We start from the raw sequence: 15,867 nt of genomic DNA, 5'->3' as shown, positions 1-15,867 counted from the left end.
GATTTCGATGGCGGGACTTGCACGGAGCGTCGCTGCGGCGTTTCTCCTTTTGTCGATGACCACATTCGGCTTTGCCGCGAACAAGGTCATCATCATCCTCGATGCTTCCGGGTCGATGTGGGCGCAGATCGAAGGCAGGCCCAAGCTCGAAATCGCCCGTGAGTCGCTGAGAAGCGTGCTGCAATCGGTTCCCGCCGACGATGAACTCGGTTTCATGGCCTATGGCCATCGCGAGCAAGGCAGTTGCGAGGATATCCAGCTGATCGTACCGCCGCAGGCCGGCTCGGCGAGCGCGATTTCGGCCGCGGCCGACAGCATGAAATTCCTCGGCAAGACGCCGCTGACATCAGCCGTCAAGCAGGCGGCCGAAGCGCTGAAATACACCGAGGACAAGGCGACCGTCGTTCTCATCACCGACGGGCTCGAGACCTGTGGCGGCGACCCTTGCGCGCTTGGCAAGGAACTCGAATCGTCCGGCGTGGATTTCACAGCCGACGTTGTCGGCTTTGGCCTTACGGCCGACGAAGGCAAGCAGATCGCTTGCCTCGCCGACAACACCGGCGGCAAGTACATCCAGGCGTCCGACGAGAAGGCGCTGCGGGAAGCTTTGGTCGAAACCGTCGCCGCACCGGCGCCGGCACCGGCCCCCGAACCTGCGCCGGCCCCTGCACCGGAGCCCGCAAGGCCTGCTTTCAATTTCCAGCCGACCGTGGTGATGGCCGAAGGCGGCGAGCCGATCACCGACGGCAATGCCTGGGAGATCTACAAAGCCAACCCCGACGGCTCGCGCGGCGAGTCCGTCACCACCGAATACGGCACCTATAACGGCAAACTCGATCCCGGCGACTATATCGTCGTTGCGCGCGACGACGAAGCCAACGTTGAGCAGCTGGTCAAGATCGAGGCCGGCCAGATCTACAAGCCGCTCTTCACCCTGAACGCCGGCACATTGATCATCCACCCACATGCAAGCCAGGGCGCCGAGATCAGCAGCGAAGCCCGCGTCGATTTCGCCTATCCCGGTGGCAGCACCACCCATTACGGCGACACCCAGGCCATCGTGCCGGCGGGCGAACAGAAGGTGACGGTGCAGATCGGTGCCGGCACGATGACGGAAACAATCCAGCTCGCCCCCGGGCAGACCGTTGAAAAGGACCTCGTGGTCGGCGTCGGCCAGGCCGTGCTCAATGCCTACTATACATCGGGCGGCGACAAGGCCGACAATTCGGCCATCGGCTTTGAGATCGTCAAGGCGAAGAAGAAGATCGACGGCAGCCGCGACAGCGTCGACCACTCCTATGGGGCCGACAGCAAGTTCTGGCTGCCGCCCGACGACTATGTGGCGGTGACAACGCTCGATCTCGCCGTCGTCGAGCAGCCTTTCAGCGTCAAGGCCGGCGACAGCCAGGATGTGAAGGTCGTGCTCGATGCGGGCGTGCTCGCAATATCGGCGCCCGGCGCTTATTCAATTGAGGTGCTTTCGTCGAAAAAGGACATCGAGGGCAAGCGCAAATCGCTCGGCTTCAACTACGGCGACAACTGGCAGCAGACGATCCCGGCCGGCGATTATGTGGTTGTCCGGCATATGTCGGATGAGGGTCATGACAAGGAGATGCCGGTAACAGTCAAGGCCGGCGAACGGACCGAGATCGCCGTCGCGGAATGATGGCCGGGGTTCCCGAAGCAAGAAGGGCGGTTCCGAACCGCCCTTTTTCATGAATTCCTTGCAGATGGATCAGGCGGTTCCAAACGCGCTGGCCCCGTGGTCGGCGCGGCCGACCAATTGCCGGAATCCGGCGAAGAGTTCACGGCCAAAACCGAACTCATTGCCGATGAGATCGGCTTCCGCTGTTCGCCTCAGCGCGAATTCCGCCGCCGGTACCAACACTTCAAGCGTGCCGGCGTCCGCATCCAGCCGGATGATGTCGCCGTCGTGGATCCTGGCGATCGGGCCGTCCTCGACCGCTTCCGGCGTGACATGGATCGCCGCCGGCACCTTGCCGGAGGCGCCAGACATGCGCCCGTCCGTGACCAGCGCGACGCGCTGGCCGCGATCCTGCAGGATGCCGAGCACGGTGGTCAGCTTGTGCAGTTCCGGCATGCCGTTGGCCTTCGGTCCCTGAAAGCGGATGACGGCGATGAAGTCGCCGGTTAGCGTGCCGGCCTTGAAGGCCTCGTTCAGCCCTTGCTGGCTGTCGAACACCTTGGCCGGCGCTTCGATGAGGCGCCGTTCCGGCTTCACCGCGGACGTCTTAATGACGGCATGGCCGAGATTGCCGGCCAGCACTTTCAGGCCGCCCGTCGGCTGAAAGGCTTTCTTGAACGGCGCCAGCACCTTCGCGTCTCCACTCGCGCGCGGGGCGGCTTCGCGCACGACGCTGCCCTCGGCACCGAGCTTTGCCTCGACTGCGTAGGGTCGCAGGCCTTCGCCCCATACCGTCTGCACATCTTCATGCAGCACGCCTTCGTCGAGCAGCTCGCGAATGAGAAAGCCGAGCCCGCCCGCAGCGTGGAAATGGTTCACATCCGCAAGCCCGTTGGGATAGACGCGCGCCAGGAGCGGCACCGCTTCCGAGAGGTCGGAAATATCCTGCCAGGTCAGCGCGATCCCAGCGGCTGCGGCCATGGCGATCAGATGGATGGTATGGTTGGTCGAGCCGCCGGTCGCGTGCAGGCCAACCACGCCGTTGACGATCGAACGCTCGTCGATCATCCGCCCGACCGGCGTATAGGCGTTGCCAAGCGCGGTGATCGCCAGGGCCCGCTTCGTCGCCTCGCGGGTCAAGGCATCCCGCAGCGGCGTGCCCGGATTGACGAAGGAAGCGCCTGGCGTGTGCAGGCCCATGATCTCCATCAACATCTGGTTGGAGTTGGCCGTGCCGTAGAAGGTGCATGTCCCCGGTCCATGATAGGACTTGGACTCGGCCTCCAGCAGTTCGGCGCGGCCTGCCTTGCCCTCGGCATAGAGCTGGCGAACCCTGGCCTTTTCATCGTTGGGCAGGCCTGTCGTCATCGGCCCGGCCGGAATGAACACCGCCGGCAGATGGCCGAAGGTCAGTGCCGCGATCACCAGCCCGGGCACGATCTTGTCGCAGACGCCCAGATAAACGGCGGCGTCGAACATATTGTGCGACAGGCCGATCGCGGCAGCCATGGCGATGACATCGCGCGAGAACAGCGAAAGCTCCATGCCCGGCTGCCCCTGGGTGACGCCGTCGCACATCGCCGGCACGCCGCCGGCAACCTGGGCGATGCCGCCGGCCTCCCGCGCCGCTTCCTTGATCAGCGCCGGGAACGTCTCGAAGGGCTGATGCGCCGACAGCATGTCGTTGTAGGAGGTGATGATACCGAGGTTCGGCACCTTGTCGGCGCCCAGCGCCACTTTCTCGGAGGGGCTGCACACGGCAAAGCCATGGGCAAGATTGCCGCAGGACAGCACCGTCCGGTTGGCGGTCTGGTTCGATGCGCTGGCGATGCGGCCGAGATAGGCCTCGCGTCCCGCCTTCGAGCGTTGGCGGATGCGCTCCGTGATGGCTTCGATGTCGCGTCTGGCGGTCATGGTGTCGGTCCTTTCAGGCGAGGGTCCCGGAAACATCCTCCCGCCGTTGCCGGGACCGCAGTAAGTTGAAATCAGGGTGCCCAGAAAACCTCTACGGGCCGGGGCGATGCGTCGAGTACGGCGCGGATAGGCTTTCGCGGCCCGGCACTGGTCGCGCCGTCGAAGGCGGTGCGTTTGTCCTCGCCCTCTATGTGCAGCGCCAGGAGGCCGGCATCGATGATGCGCGCCAGCGACAGGGTCAGCCGCGGCTCGCCGGCGCTTGCCGCATGAACCGGCAGCACGATCCTGTCCGAGGACGGGTCCAGCAATTTCGCAAGACCGTCGGCGTCGGGAAAAAATGAAGCGGTGTGGCCGTCAGGCCCCATGCCGAGCACTGCGACGTCGAGCGGCCAGGGCAGGGACTGGAGCGCCGCATTGTCCGATGCCGCGGCATCCTCGATGCTGACGGCTTCATGATAGAGCGGCACGAACCGTGCCGCCGCAGCCGCGTTCTGCAACAGATTGGCGGCCACCAGTCCGGCATTGGAACGCGGCGAGGACGCCGGCACGAAGCGCTCGTCGATCAGCGTCACCGTCACCTTGTCCCAGGCGATCGGCATTCCCGACAGGGCAGCAAAGAATTTTGCCGGCGTCGTGCCGCCGGAAACGGCCAGTAACGCCGTGCCGCGCGCCGCGATTGCCTTTGCCAGGCGATCGGCGACGCGGCCGGCCAGCGCCGCCGCCAATTCCGCGCGATCGGAAAAGCCATTCCAGTTGTAGCTGGCGCTGTTCAATTGCTCTCGTGCCATGTCCGCCCGTCACGTTCGATCAGCGCTATCGAGGCCGAAGGTCCCCAGGTGCCCGCCGTATAGCCCTGCGCCTCCTGCCTGGCGCTTTCCCAGGCGTTCTGGATCGGGTCGATCCACCTCCACGCGGCCTCGACCTCGTCGCGGCGCATGAACAGCGTCTGGTTGCCGCGCACGACATCCATGATCAGCCGTTCATAAGCGTCCGGCGCGCGGCCGTCGAAGGACTGCGCGAAGCTCATGTCGAGCGAAATCTGCCGCAGCCGCATGCCGCCCGGACCCGGGTCCTTGATCATAATGAATTGCTTGACGCCTTCGTCGGGCTGCAGCCGGATGACCAGCTGGTTGGCGAAGATCGGCCCGGCGCTGTCGCCGCCGAAGATCGAATGCGGGATCGGCTTGAACTCGATGACGATCTCCGAGACCCGGGTCGCCAGCCGCTTGCCGGTCCTGAGGTAGAACGGAACGCCTGCCCAGCGCCAGTTGCCGATCTCGGCCTTGATCGCGACGAAGGTTTCGGTGTTGCTGTCCTTGCCGAGTTCCTCGACATAGCCTTTCACCGGCCCGCCTGCGGAGGCGCCGGCGCGGTATTGTCCACGCACCGTGTGCTTCGGCGCCTCGTTGCCGTTGATGCGCTTGAGCGCGCGCAGCACCTTCAGCTTCTCGTCACGCACGGCATCCGCGTCCATGGAGGAGGGCGCTTCCATGGCGACCAGGCAGAGCAGTTGCAGCATATGGTTCTGAACCATGTCGCGCAGCGCGCCGGCCTTGTCGTAATAGGTGACACGGTCTTCCAGGCCGACGGTCTCGGCGACGGTGATCTGCACGTGATCGATATGGGCGGAGTTCCACAACGGCTCGTAGAGCGCATTGGCAAAACGCAGCGCCATCAGGTTCTGCACCGTCTCCTTGCCGAGATAGTGGTCGATGCGGAAGATCTGGCTTTCATGGAAGTCGTCGCCGACCAGATCGTTGAGCGTTTGCGCCGAAGCGAGATCGCGGCCGATCGGCTTCTCCAGCACGATGCGCGAGTTCGGCGTGATCAGATCGTGTTCTTTCAGCTTGTGCGAGATGTCGCCGAACAGCGCCGGCGCCACCGCCAGATAGAAGGCGCGGATGCAGTCGCTGTCGCCGATAGCCTTCTTCAGCCTGTCGAACCCCGCGCCGCTCGTCGCATCGGCCGGGACATAGGAAAGCCGCGCCAGGAAGGTCTTCAGCTCCTTGGGGTCGATATCGGCCGCCTTGACGTGGTCGGAAATGGCCTGCTTGGCGAAAGCCCGAAATTCGTCATCGCTCATCTTCGAACGCGACGTGCCGATGATACGGGTTGGCTCGGAAAATTGATGGTCGCGCTGGCGATAGTAGAGCGACGGCAGAAGCTTGCGTTCCGACAGGTCGCCGGTGCCACCGAAAATGATGAAGTCGAAAGGGTCGACGGGGATGATCTGGCTGGTCATGGTCTATCCGCTTTGACGCCGGTCGCGAGTACGCGGCTGATATATTCTAATCGATTTAAATATTCCAGTGCCATGGTGTCACATCGAGGACCGATCGCTACATATTTGCGTCGGTCCAGATGTGTGCTTGACACTGGCACCAGGCGGAGGCTTGTCGGCAAGCGACAACTCCGCCAAGCCTTCGCAGTTGCAGCATAGGACGTGAATGTGACGAAAGCTAAGGGAGAATCAGCGCTCTGCTTGTTGCGGCACAGGCCATGCCGCCGGCAGCCCGCGGTAAAAGCCACGCGATGAACCGAGGGAGCGGAAAAACATGCGTCTGAAGGACAAGGTCGCCATCGTCACCGGGGCCGCTTCGGGTTTCGGCGAGGGCATTGCCCGGCGCTTTGCCGAGGAGGGCGCCAGGATCGTCGTGGCCGACCTCAATGCCAGGGGTGCCGAACGCGTGGCCGGCGAGATCGGCGAGGCGGCGATCTGGACCCAGACCGACGTTTCGCAGCGCTCCGAATTCGACGACATGGTCCATGCCGCCAAAAGCGCCTTCGGCCGCATCGACATCATGGTCAACAATGCCGGGTTCACCCATCGCAATGGCGACATGCTCGCAGTCGACGAGGCGACGTTCGACCTGATCACATCGGTCAACATGAAGGCGGTCTATCATGCCGCCCTTGCAGTCGTGCCGATCATGGAGCGGCAAGGCGGCGGCTTGATCCTGACCACGGCGTCGACCGCTGGCCTGCGGCCTCGGCCCGGCCTCACCTGGTACAATGCCTCGAAGGGCTGGGCGATCACCGCCACCAAATCGATGGCGGTGGAACTCGCGCCCAAGAACATCCGCGTCAACTGCCTGTGTCCGGTGGCCGGCGAGACCGGCATGCTGGAAAAATTCATGGGCGCCGACACACCCGAAATCCGCGAGAAATTCCGCGCCTCGATCCCCCTCGGGCGGCTTTCGACCCCACTCGACATCGCCAATGCGGCACTGTGGCTGGCATCCGACGAGGCCGCCTTCATCACCGGCGTGGCGCTGGAGGTCGACGGCGGGCGCTGCATCTGACGCACACCGTCATCGCTGCCCCCAACCTCGGCCCGGCCGTGCTTGCCTTGATCGGGGCGCTGGTGCGTCAGGCACCGGTCTTGATGTAGGTTTTGTAGACCCAGCCTGTCTTGCCGTTGTAGACGATCTGGCACCAACGCTTGCAGCTCATCACTTGCACCGAGGTCTTGGCGGGCACCGTGACGATGGCGGCCGCATTCTTCTTCGGGCCGCTACGCATGGTCACGGCCCTGAGGATGCGACCGGTGCCGGCGGCCGCTTTGCGCGGCTTGGCATTGCTGTCGTCATCCTGCGCCGCAGATTGCTGCGACGGTACTTGTGGTTGCACGGCAGGAATGGCGGCGGTCTGCGCGCCATCGGGACTGCTGCCCGCCGGCGGGGCCGGTGCGGCGACTTTGGCGAGCTCGGCGGCGGCGTCGGTGTCGGCAGCGGGTTGCGCGAATGCCGCGGCCGCCGCCGGCTTGTCAGGCGTCTGCCCGGCCTTGCTCGCCGACTGGCCGGAAGCGGCAGGCTCGGGAGCCGGTGCGGTCTTCGACCGGGAAGCGGTCCAGCGCGGGTCGTTCGCCGCGAGCGCCGGAATGGCGGCTTCCGAGACAGCCACCGTCGGCGAGACCTGGTCGGACTTTCGCGCCGCTTGCGGCATCGCCGCCGCGGCCACCGTGATCCCCGCCGGCGCGATCTTCGTCGTCTTCACCGGAACGGCCGGAATGGCTTGCTCTGGATTGGCAACCGCTTGCCGCTCGTTCGCCGGCAACGCCAGCCAAAGGGCCACCGCGGCCACGCCGAGCAGCGCGGCCGTGCCGACCGCGGCAATCACCAGATGCGAGTTCGAACGGACTTCCTGCCAGAATGACGGGCGCATGTCGTAGCCGAACTGCATGGCAAAGCGCCGACGTTCCGGAGCACCGAAACTGAAGGGCTCTCTCACTCTTGCCACCTCCATAAGGGGCGATGTTCTTCGATCAAACACCGCAACGCGTGCGTCGATCACACCGGTCCCAAATCAAACAGCGGGCGGGCCCGCAGAAAATCCCCGTCTATATTCGCCCAGAGAATGCACTTTTTGCCCGCGATTGTGGCATCAGTGCGCCATTGCTGAAGATTCTGCAACGCTTGGATGTCGCAGCCCCCATGATATTACTCAACAATTGTTAAATCCTGTCGCGCAACGCGAACCAGTTGAGCGCCAGGAAAAGCAGCGGCGCGCGCAAGCGCCGGCCACCGGGAAACGGCGGGATCTTCAGATCCTCGATCAGCTTCAGCCGGTCGCGGTTGCCGGCTACCGTTTCGGCATAGAGCTTGCCGAAGAAGTTCGACAGCATGACGCCGTGGCCGGAATAGCCGCCGGCCGAGATCACATTCGGCATCACTTCTTGCACGAACGGCTTTCTCGGCACCGTGATGCCGACATAGCCGCCCCAGCCATGCGTGATTTCGACGTCCCTCAGTGCAGGATAGAGTTCCGCGATCTGGCGGCGGATATGGATATGGATATCCTTGGGGTCGTTGACGCCATAGACCTCGCGTCCGCCGAACAGCAGCCGGCCGTCCCTCGACTTGCGGAAGTAGCGCACGACGAAGCGGGAATCATCGACCGACTCGCCGCCCGGCAGCACGTTTGTGCCAGCTCCAAGCGGCACGGTCGCGCCGATGAACGAGCCGATCGGCATGATGTGCGCGGCACTCACCGGTTCGAGCGTGCCGCCATAGGCATTGACCGCGATCAGGCATTTCTGCGCTGTGATCGTCCCCCTGGCTGTCGAAACCTTCACCGTGCCGCCGCTCGAAACAATCCCGGTCGACGGCGTCGCTTCGAACAATCGTGCGCCGGCCTGTGCCGCCACCCGCGCCGTGCCGATCACCAGTTTCATCGGATGGATATGGCCCGTGCCGGTGTCGCGCGTACCGCCGAAATAGGCTGTCGAGCCCAGCCGCTGCGCCGTTTCGATCTTGTCCATGAAGGAGATGTGCGGATAGGAGAAGCGGCTCGCCATGATCTCGGCATGCGTCTTGTAGTCGTCGACATAGCGCGGCTTGTGCGCGACCGAGAGCTGCCCCGGCATGTAGTCGATATCGATCTGGTTGGTGGCGGCGAATTCGAGCAGATGCGCCTTCGCTTCCTCGGCGAGATCGAACAGTGCCTTGGCGCGGGAAAACCCGTATTCGGCCTCCAGCTCCTCGGCCCAGGCGCGCTGCCCGGTGCCAAGCTGGCCGCCATTGCGCCCGGAAGCGCCGTCTCCGAAGCGATACGCCTCGATCAAAACGACATTGGTGCCAGCCTTGGCCAGATACACCGCCGCCGACAAGCCGGTGAAACCGCCCCCGACAATAACGACGTCGCAGCTCCGGTCGCCGTCCAGCGCCGGATATTCGGGTCGCGGGCCGGCCGTGTCCTCGTACCAGGAACGGCCGGGGGAGATCGGGGATTGGTAGGGCATGATGCGACGAAGACCCGGGTGTTTTTTTGAGAGAGTAGTAAGTAGCAAGTAGTGAGTAGTGAGTAGTGAGTAGTTAGTAGTTAGTAGTTAGTAGTTAGTAGTTAGTAGTTAGTAGTGAGTAGTGAATAGTCTATGGTGTGGAGGTGAGTTGAGAAACTACCCACTACCCACTACCCACTACTCACTACTCACTACTCACTACTTGCGAGCCATCCAGCCATCACACATTCAGCAACAAATACTCCCTCTCCCAAGGACTGATCACTTCCATGAACGTCTCGAATTCCGCCCGCTTGATCGCCGCGTAGGTCGCGGCGAAGGACTTGCCCAGCAGCGCGCCGAGTTCCTCGTCGCCCTCGAACAGGTCGACGGCTTCGAGCAGGCTGCGCGGCAGGTCGATCTCGTCGGCATTGGCGGTGGTCAGCACCGGAGGTTCGGCCTTGATCTTGTTGGTTACGCCGATCAGCCCGCAAGCGAGCGAAGCGGCCAGTGCCAGGTAGGGGTTGGCGTCGGAGGAGGGGATGCGGTTTTCGACGCGGCGCGCCGCCGGATCCGAGCGCGGCACGCGGAATGCCGTCGTGCGGTTGTCGTAGCCCCATTTGTTGTTGACCGGAGCTGAAGCCGCCTGTGTCAGCCGGCGGTAGGAATTGACATAGGGCGCAAACATGACCAGCGCGTTCGGCACATGCTTCTGCATGCCGCCGATGAAATGGAAAAAGTCCTCGGTTTCCGAGCCGTCCTCGGCCGAGAAGATGTTCTTGCCCGTCTTCTTGTCGATGACCGACTGATGGATGTGCATGGCTGAACCCGGCTGACCCTGAATCGGCTTGGCCATGAAGGTGGCGTAGATTTCGTGCTTCAGCGCCGCCTCGCGAATGGTGCGCTTGAACATGAACACCTGGTCGGCGAGCTCGACGGGATCGCCATGGCGCAAATTGATCTCGAGCTGGCCGGCGCCCTCCTCATGGATGAGCGTGTCGATCTCCAGGCCCTGGCTTTCGGAGAAATGATAGATGTCGTCGATCAGTTCGTCGAACTCGTTGACGCCGGCGATCGAATAGCCGGCGCCGCCGCCGATCGCCCGCCCCGAACGGCCGACGGGCGGTGTCAGCGGGTAGTCCGGATCCGGGTTCTTGCGCACCAGATAGAATTCGATCTCGGGCGCCACCACCGGTTTCAGCCCGCGCCTGTCATAGGCGGCCAGAACACGCTTCAAGACGTTGCGCGGCGTGAATTCCACCGAGCGGCCGTCCTGGTGGACGAGGTCGCAGATGACGGCCGCCGTCGGGTCTTCCTCCCAGGGCACCACCGTCAGCGTCGACAGGTCCGGCATGAGCTTGAGGTCGCCGTCGTCCTCCGGGTAATGGAAGCCGTTGCCGTCCTCGGGATAGCCGCCTGAAATGGTGGTCATGAACACGGCTGAAGGCAGAGCCAGCGAGGTGTTGGAGGTGAATTTCTTCGACGGCATCATCTTGCCGCGGGCGACGCCGGCCTGGTCAGGCGTAATGCATTCGATGTCTTCGATGCCGCGCCAGTCCAGCCATTCGCTGACTTCCTTCCAGTTCTTGACGCCACGCAGGTTTTTCACGAAGGCAGGCGTGCGGGCGCGCCCTCCGCGACTCGACGGACGGACTTCCTTTTTTGCAGGCGGCATCATTCACCAGATTGGGTTGCGGATTTAGGAGTATAGTCGTCCCCGGCGACGGAAGGGAAGGGGAGCGGTCGGCATTGGCCGTTGCGGTTGAAAATCGCGGCCGTGAGCTTAGGTTCAGCCTCGTTTACACATGAGAACGCCTCGATGCAGAAGACCGGCGAACTGACCACCATAGGCTTCGATGCCGACGATACGCTGTGGCAGAACGAACAGTTCTTCCGCATGACCGAGAAGCGGCTTGCCGCCATGCTTGCCGATCATGGCGAGGAGGAACATATCTCGGCACGGCTGCTGGAGGCGGAGAGACGCAACCTTGCCGTCTACGGTTTCGGCATCAAGGGATTCACGCTGTCGATGATCGAGACGGCGATCGAGGTCACGCAAGCTCGCGTCCCGGCCTCGGTCATATCGGAGATCCTCGGCGCCGGCCGCGAGATGTTGAGCCACCCGATCGAGGTCTTGCCGCATGCGCGCGAGACCGTGGAACGGCTCGCCGGCGCCTATCGCCTCGTGCTGATCACCAAGGGTGATTTGTTCGATCAGGAACGCAAGCTGGCCGGGTCCGGCCTCGGCGATCTGTTCGACGCGATCGAGATCGTCAGCGACAAGAACGCGGCTACCTATGCGCGCGTTTTCAGTCGCCATGGCGACGGCCCGGCCAGGAGCATGATGGTCGGAAATTCGCTGAAGTCCGATGTGGTGCCGGCCATCGAGGCCGGCAGCTGGGGCGTTCATGTCCCGCACGAATTGACCTGGGTGCTTGAACATGTCGAAGCGCCCATTGCCGAAGCGCGCTTCCGGCAGATCTCCGATCTCGGACGACTGCCCGAACTGATCGAAAGCCTCGCCAGATAGACTTGCTTGCCGCCTTCAGCGGTTAACCAGCCGATCAATCACCGGCTGCAATCGCTCGGGCGTAATCGGCTTGGCCACTACCGCGTCGACGACGTTTGAAAGGTCAAGGCTCTCCGGCGTGCCGTTCTTGGTCGAAAGCAGGACCACGGCAGGGAGCGATTTACCCGAAGCCCGCCGCAACATCTCGATGCCGGGCATCAGAGTGTCGCAGTCCCTGTTATCGGCGCCGCCGTCCAGGACAATCACGGCCAGGGCCAGCAAGCGCAAGGTCTTCGCCGCCATGTCGGGTGATTCCGAGATCGGCTTGAGCCCGGACCGCTCGACGATCTTGGAAATCACCACCCGATTGATCGGGGACTTGCCGACAACGAGCACCTGCGAGGTCTGACGGATCGTCTCCGTGGCTGAATCCCGGGTCACCAGATTAGGATGTTTCGCGCTTTCGTCGTCACGCTTCACTGGGCACCCAAGTCAGCCAAAAAACTCGTCCCATTTCAATGCAGAGTTGAAATCAGGCGACAATTGGCGTGAGATCGCGCTCCCTGTCAAGCCGAAATAAAAAGTTGGGGGAAAGCAATCCCGCAGCAGTCAATTCAAGCAACAGTACTGTACTGCTCTGTCCATTCCTTGGTTGCATGAAAATAAAATTCACCTGCGCATACGCGGCGCAGGTGAGAGGCGGCCCTGCGCGATCTTCGATCAGCCATGGCTTTGCTGCGTGACGATGACCGGGATCAGCAGGTCCCCCCAATTGCCGTCGCCGCCATGGTGTCGTGCCGAGCGCACCAGCTCGACCGAGACGCCGGCTTCCACCGCCTTCATCACCGACTGGTTGAGCCGGTGCAGATCGTTGGCCAGCATGCGGATCGTCGCTTGCTGGTCGATGCTCATCGTGGTCGACTGCTCTTCGGCCCGTTCCTTGACGCGGCTTATCGATGCCATTGGTCTTCTCCTTGCTGTATGCCCTTGGGGGTTTGCCGAGATCCCTGGTCTGCTATTCAGCAGCCGGTTTGAACTGGGCGTGCTCGGTCGATTCATGCATGGCCGTGGTCGATGACCGTCCGCCGGTGATCGCCATCGACACGGCATCGAAATACCCGGTGCCGACCTCGCGCTGGTGCTTGGTCGCGGTGTAGCCGTTGGCCTCCGCCGCGAACTCGGCTTCCTGCAACTCCGAATAGGCTGCCATCTGCCGCTCCTTGTAGCCGCGGGCGAGCTCGAACATGCCGTAATTGAGCTGGTGGAAACCGGCCAGCGTGATGAACTGGAACTTGTAGCCCATGGCGCCGAGCTCTTTCTGGAACCTGGCGATCGTGGCGTCGTCGAGGTTCTTCTTCCAGTTGAACGAAGGCGAGCAATTATAGGCCAGCAGCTTGCCGGGGTGATGCCTGTGCACGCCCTCGGCGAATCTCCTCGCCTGTGACAGGTCGGGCTTCGAGGTTTCGCACCAGATCAGGTCGGCGTGGGGAGCGTAGGCGACGGCGCGCGCGATGCAGGGCTCGATACCGTTCCTCACCTGGTAGAAGCCCTCCACCGTCCGGCCGGCGTCGTAGTCGACGAAAGGCTGGTCGCGCTCGTCGATGTCGGAGGTGAGCAGCTTTGCCGCTTCGGCGTCCGTGCGCGCCACGACCAGGGTGGGCGTGCCCATCACGTCGGCTGCCAGGCGTGCGGCGTTAAGATTGCGGATGTGAGCCGCGGTCGGGATCAGCACCTTGCCGCCGAGATGGCCGCACTTCTTTTCCGATGCCAATTGATCCTCGTAATGGACGCCAGCGGCACCTGCCTCGATGAACGCCTTCATGATCTCGAAAGCGTTGAGCGGCCCACCGAAACCGGCTTCGGCATCGGCGACAACAGGTGCGAACCAGGTATCGACCGAAAGCCCCTTGCCTTCGGAGGTCTCGATCTGGTCGGCGCGCTGCAAGGTGCGGTTGATGCGCTTGACGAGTTCGGGCGCCGCATTGGCCGGGTAGAGCGACTGGTCCGGATACATGGCCGAGGCGGTGTTGGCGTCGGCGGCGACCTGCCAGCCAGACAGGTAGATCGCTTTCAGCCCGGCGCGCACCTGCTGCATCGCCTGGTTGCCGGACATGGCGCCGAGCGCGTTGACGAAGTCCTCCTCGTGGATGAGCTTCCACAGCCGGTTGGCGCCCATTTCCGCCAGACTCTGGCGGATCTGCACCGAGCCGCGCAGTCGCGTCACATCCTCCGGCGAATAGGGACGTTCGATGCCGTCGAAGCGGCCCTCAGGGGCCGAGGGGACGAGGTTGTAAAAATCAGTCATGCTCTACTCCGGAGGATTGTTTCTCTGTGGCTCGGCGGCATTCCTCGCCGCGTTCGGATGTGACTGAATTTACAGTGCGGGGCGAAAAGAGCCATGGAAATCGAAAAATCAGGCCCGGAATAAGGGAAAATCTGTATTGTGTTTGACAGATGGCCGAGGTAAATTTGTAATTATCGTAAAAGCCGGCCTGGAGCGTAGCGGCGACTGCAATGTAAATTCCTGTCAAGGAGTTCCATGGCCGACCAGAAGATATTTGCCGGGCCGCGTATCCGCCGTATCCGAAACGCCAAGGGCCTGACCCAGACGGCGATGGCCGAAGGCCTCGGCATCTCGCCATCCTATCTCAACCTGATCGAGCGCAACCAGCGGCCGCTGACGGTGCAGTTGATCCTGAAGCTGGCGTCCGTCTACAAGGTCGATCCGCATGAGCTGCAGGGCGAAGCGGGCGGCTCTGTCGCTGCCTTGAGGGAAGTGTTTGCCGATCCGCTGCTGGCTGGCGAACTGCCGGGAGACCAGGAATTGATCGAGCTTGCCGAAGCCGCGCCCAATGCCTCCGCGGCCGTGATAAAACTGTTCCGTGCCTATCGCGAGCAGGCCGAGCGCCTCTCCGATCTCAACGAGCTTCTTGCGCGCGAGGGGCGGGCGACGGCGCTTTCCAGCGCCCGCCTGCCGATCGACGAGGTGCATGAGACTTTCGAGCGTCGGCCGAACCATTTTGCGCATATCGAGGAAGAGGCGGAAGCGTTCACTTCGGTGCTCGATCCCGGCGACGATTTGTCTGCTGCACTGAAGGCCTGGCTGAAGCGCGAATATGGCATCGTCGTCAAGGTGCTGCCGGTCGCCACCATGCCGAACTGGCGCCGCCGTTACGATCGCCATTCGCAGCGCCTGTTCCTGTCCGAGCGCCTGTCGCCGTTCGACCAGTTGCGCGAAATGGCGATGGAGGCATGCCTGATCCGCATGACCGTCGCGATAGCCGGCGAGATCCAGGCGCTGAAACTGTCCACAGACGAGGCCCGCCGCCTCGCCCGGTTCGAACTCGGGCGCTACGCGGCGCATGCGCTGATGATGCCTTACCAGACTTTCCACGCGGCGGCCGTTCGTGCCCGCTACGATATCGACGTGCTGCGCTCGCGCTTCGGCGTTTCCTTCGAGCAGGCGGCCAACCGGCTGACCACGCTCCAGCGGCAAGGCGCGTCGGCCGTGCCGTTCTTCATGCTGGAGATCGACAATGCCGGCAATCGCTTCCGCAAAGCCGGCAGCCTGGGCTTTCCGCAAAGCCGCTTCGGTGGCGGCTGTCCCAAGCTTCCCGTGCACGTCGCCTTCAGCCAGCCCGGCCAGATTTTCGTGGAAGCGGTGGAAATGCCCGACGGCGCCGAGTTCCTCTGCATCGCCCGCACGCTGGAAGGACCCCAAGGCGCGTTCTCCGAGCGGCCGCGCCGCACCGCGCTGCTGCTGGGGTGCGACATCGGCTTTCGCGACGACATCGTCTACGGTGCGGCACTTCCCGGCCCGGCGGCCGGAAAAGCGGGCGCGGTAGCGGCGACGCCGGTCGGGCCCGCCTGCCGGCTTTGCGAGCGCGTCGGCTGCCTGACGCGCGCCGAGCCGCCCGTGACGCGCCCGCTTGGCCTCGACGAGATGGTGACGGGCCTGAGCGCCTTCGATTTCCAATGACGCTTCCCATGGCGGACTTGCCACAATCGCCGGCGGTCTCTGGATCACGCCGGGCCCGCGCCTTTGCGTTACGCGAATAAGGTACGTTTTTGTCGTCCCTT

At 63.3% G+C, this 15,867-nt stretch carries 13 protein-coding genes; 4 read left to right on the top strand and 9 right to left on the bottom strand.

Going from position 1 to position 15,867, the window contains the following annotated elements; translation table 11 throughout:
• Window positions 1–7: 7 nt before the first annotated feature.
• Complete coding sequence (locus LB532_RS28525; protein WP_140643188.1) at window positions 8–1,666, top strand: vWA domain-containing protein; 1,659 nt, start codon at window positions 8–10, stop codon at window positions 1,664–1,666.
• Between the two features lie 69 nt (window positions 1,667–1,735).
• Here the strand turns inward: LB532_RS28525 and edd are convergent, their stop codons facing one another.
• The 3 genes from edd to zwf all read right to left on the bottom strand — a co-directional run bounded on the left by edd (window position 1,736) and on the right by zwf (window position 5,801).
• A complete protein-coding gene (gene edd / locus LB532_RS28520) occupies window positions 1,736–3,559 on the bottom strand; it encodes a phosphogluconate dehydratase (RefSeq protein ID WP_140643186.1) in 1,824 nt (607 codons plus the stop codon).
• Window positions 3,560–3,630: 71 nt separating this feature from the next.
• Window positions 3,631–4,347 (bottom strand): 6-phosphogluconolactonase, encoded by a 717-nt coding sequence (gene pgl / locus LB532_RS28515; RefSeq protein ID WP_140643184.1) that lies wholly within the window; start codon window positions 4,345–4,347, stop codon window positions 3,631–3,633.
• The gene (gene zwf, locus LB532_RS28510) at window positions 4,329–5,801 is read right to left on the bottom strand and encodes a glucose-6-phosphate dehydrogenase (protein ID WP_140501096.1); all 1,473 of its coding nucleotides are present in this window, start codon (window positions 5,799–5,801) and stop codon (window positions 4,329–4,331) included. Before zwf ends, pgl begins: the two co-directional genes overlap by 19 nt.
• A 313-nt stretch (window positions 5,802–6,114) precedes the next feature.
• Here zwf and LB532_RS28505 point away from each other — a divergent pair, with 313 nt between their 5' ends.
• A complete protein-coding gene (locus LB532_RS28505) occupies window positions 6,115–6,861 on the top strand; it encodes an SDR family oxidoreductase (RefSeq protein ID WP_140643182.1) in 747 nt (248 codons plus the stop codon).
• Between the two features lie 67 nt (window positions 6,862–6,928).
• On the opposite strand, the gene LB532_RS28500 is transcribed toward LB532_RS28505, so the two are convergent.
• The 3 genes from LB532_RS28500 to LB532_RS28490 form a co-directional block, all read right to left on the bottom strand.
• Window positions 6,929–7,789, bottom strand: coding sequence for an SH3 domain-containing protein (locus LB532_RS28500; RefSeq protein WP_181169527.1), 861 nt, complete (start codon window positions 7,787–7,789; stop codon window positions 6,929–6,931).
• A 223-nt stretch (window positions 7,790–8,012) separates the two neighbouring features.
• On the bottom strand, window positions 8,013–9,299 hold the full coding sequence (locus LB532_RS28495) for an NAD(P)/FAD-dependent oxidoreductase (RefSeq protein WP_140643178.1): 1,287 nt from the start codon (window positions 9,297–9,299) through the stop codon (window positions 8,013–8,015).
• Window positions 9,300–9,519: 220 nt separating this feature from the next.
• A complete protein-coding gene (locus tag LB532_RS28490) occupies window positions 9,520–10,956 on the bottom strand; it encodes a glutamine synthetase family protein (protein ID WP_181169525.1) in 1,437 nt (478 codons plus the stop codon).
• Window positions 10,957–11,097: 141 nt separating this feature from the next.
• Here LB532_RS28490 and LB532_RS28485 point away from each other — a divergent pair, with 141 nt between their 5' ends.
• On the top strand, window positions 11,098–11,808 hold the full coding sequence (locus tag LB532_RS28485) for an HAD family hydrolase (protein WP_140643163.1): 711 nt from the start codon (window positions 11,098–11,100) through the stop codon (window positions 11,806–11,808).
• 15 nt (window positions 11,809–11,823) lie between these two features.
• Here the strand turns inward: LB532_RS28485 and LB532_RS28480 are convergent, their stop codons facing one another.
• The 3 genes from LB532_RS28480 to aceA form a co-directional block, all read right to left on the bottom strand.
• Window positions 11,824–12,267: a response regulator gene (locus LB532_RS28480; protein WP_140643161.1), complete on the bottom strand. Its 444-nt coding sequence runs from the start codon at window positions 12,265–12,267 to the stop codon at window positions 11,824–11,826.
• Window positions 12,268–12,507: 240 nt separating this feature from the next.
• Window positions 12,508–12,750, bottom strand: coding sequence for a hypothetical protein (locus tag LB532_RS28475; protein WP_140498529.1), 243 nt, complete (start codon window positions 12,748–12,750; stop codon window positions 12,508–12,510).
• Between the two features lie 52 nt (window positions 12,751–12,802).
• Window positions 12,803–14,092 (bottom strand): isocitrate lyase, encoded by a 1,290-nt coding sequence (gene aceA, locus LB532_RS28470; protein WP_140643159.1) that lies wholly within the window; start codon window positions 14,090–14,092, stop codon window positions 12,803–12,805.
• 234 nt (window positions 14,093–14,326) lie between these two features.
• Between aceA and LB532_RS28465 the strand changes: the two genes are divergently transcribed.
• A complete protein-coding gene (locus tag LB532_RS28465) occupies window positions 14,327–15,766 on the top strand; it encodes a short-chain fatty acyl-CoA regulator family protein (RefSeq protein ID WP_140643157.1) in 1,440 nt (479 codons plus the stop codon).
• Window positions 15,767–15,867 lie beyond the last annotated feature (101 nt).

This window comes from Mesorhizobium sp. ESP-6-2 (genome assembly GCF_020164675.1).
Taxonomy (GTDB): domain Bacteria; phylum Pseudomonadota; class Alphaproteobacteria; order Rhizobiales; family Rhizobiaceae; genus Mesorhizobium.
This window is presented reverse-complemented; position numbering and strand designations above follow the sequence as displayed.

Excerpts from the sequence above, each read along its gene's own strand:
- LB532_RS28525 (WP_140643188.1), top strand. The coding sequence starts at position 8 with ATGGCGGGACTTGCACGGAGCGTCGCTGCGGCGTTTCTCCTTTTGTCG.
- LB532_RS28465 (WP_140643157.1), top strand. The coding sequence starts at position 14,327 with ATGGCCGACCAGAAGATATTTGCCGGGCCGCGTATCCGCCGTATCCGA.
- LB532_RS28505 (WP_140643182.1), top strand. The coding sequence starts at position 6,115 with ATGCGTCTGAAGGACAAGGTCGCCATCGTCACCGGGGCCGCTTCGGGT.
- LB532_RS28485 (WP_140643163.1), top strand. The coding sequence starts at position 11,098 with ATGCAGAAGACCGGCGAACTGACCACCATAGGCTTCGATGCCGACGAT.
- aceA (WP_140643159.1), bottom strand. The coding sequence starts at position 14,092 with ATGACTGATTTTTACAACCTCGTCCCCTCGGCCCCTGAGGGCCGCTTC.
- edd (WP_140643186.1), bottom strand. The coding sequence starts at position 3,559 with ATGACCGCCAGACGCGACATCGAAGCCATCACGGAGCGCATCCGCCAA.
- LB532_RS28475 (WP_140498529.1), bottom strand. The coding sequence starts at position 12,750 with ATGGCATCGATAAGCCGCGTCAAGGAACGGGCCGAAGAGCAGTCGACC.
- pgl (WP_140643184.1), bottom strand. The coding sequence starts at position 4,347 with ATGGCACGAGAGCAATTGAACAGCGCCAGCTACAACTGGAATGGCTTT.
- zwf (WP_140501096.1), bottom strand. The coding sequence starts at position 5,801 with ATGACCAGCCAGATCATCCCCGTCGACCCTTTCGACTTCATCATTTTC.
- LB532_RS28490 (WP_181169525.1), bottom strand. The coding sequence starts at position 10,956 with ATGATGCCGCCTGCAAAAAAGGAAGTCCGTCCGTCGAGTCGCGGAGGG.
- LB532_RS28495 (WP_140643178.1), bottom strand. The coding sequence starts at position 9,299 with ATGCCCTACCAATCCCCGATCTCCCCCGGCCGTTCCTGGTACGAGGAC.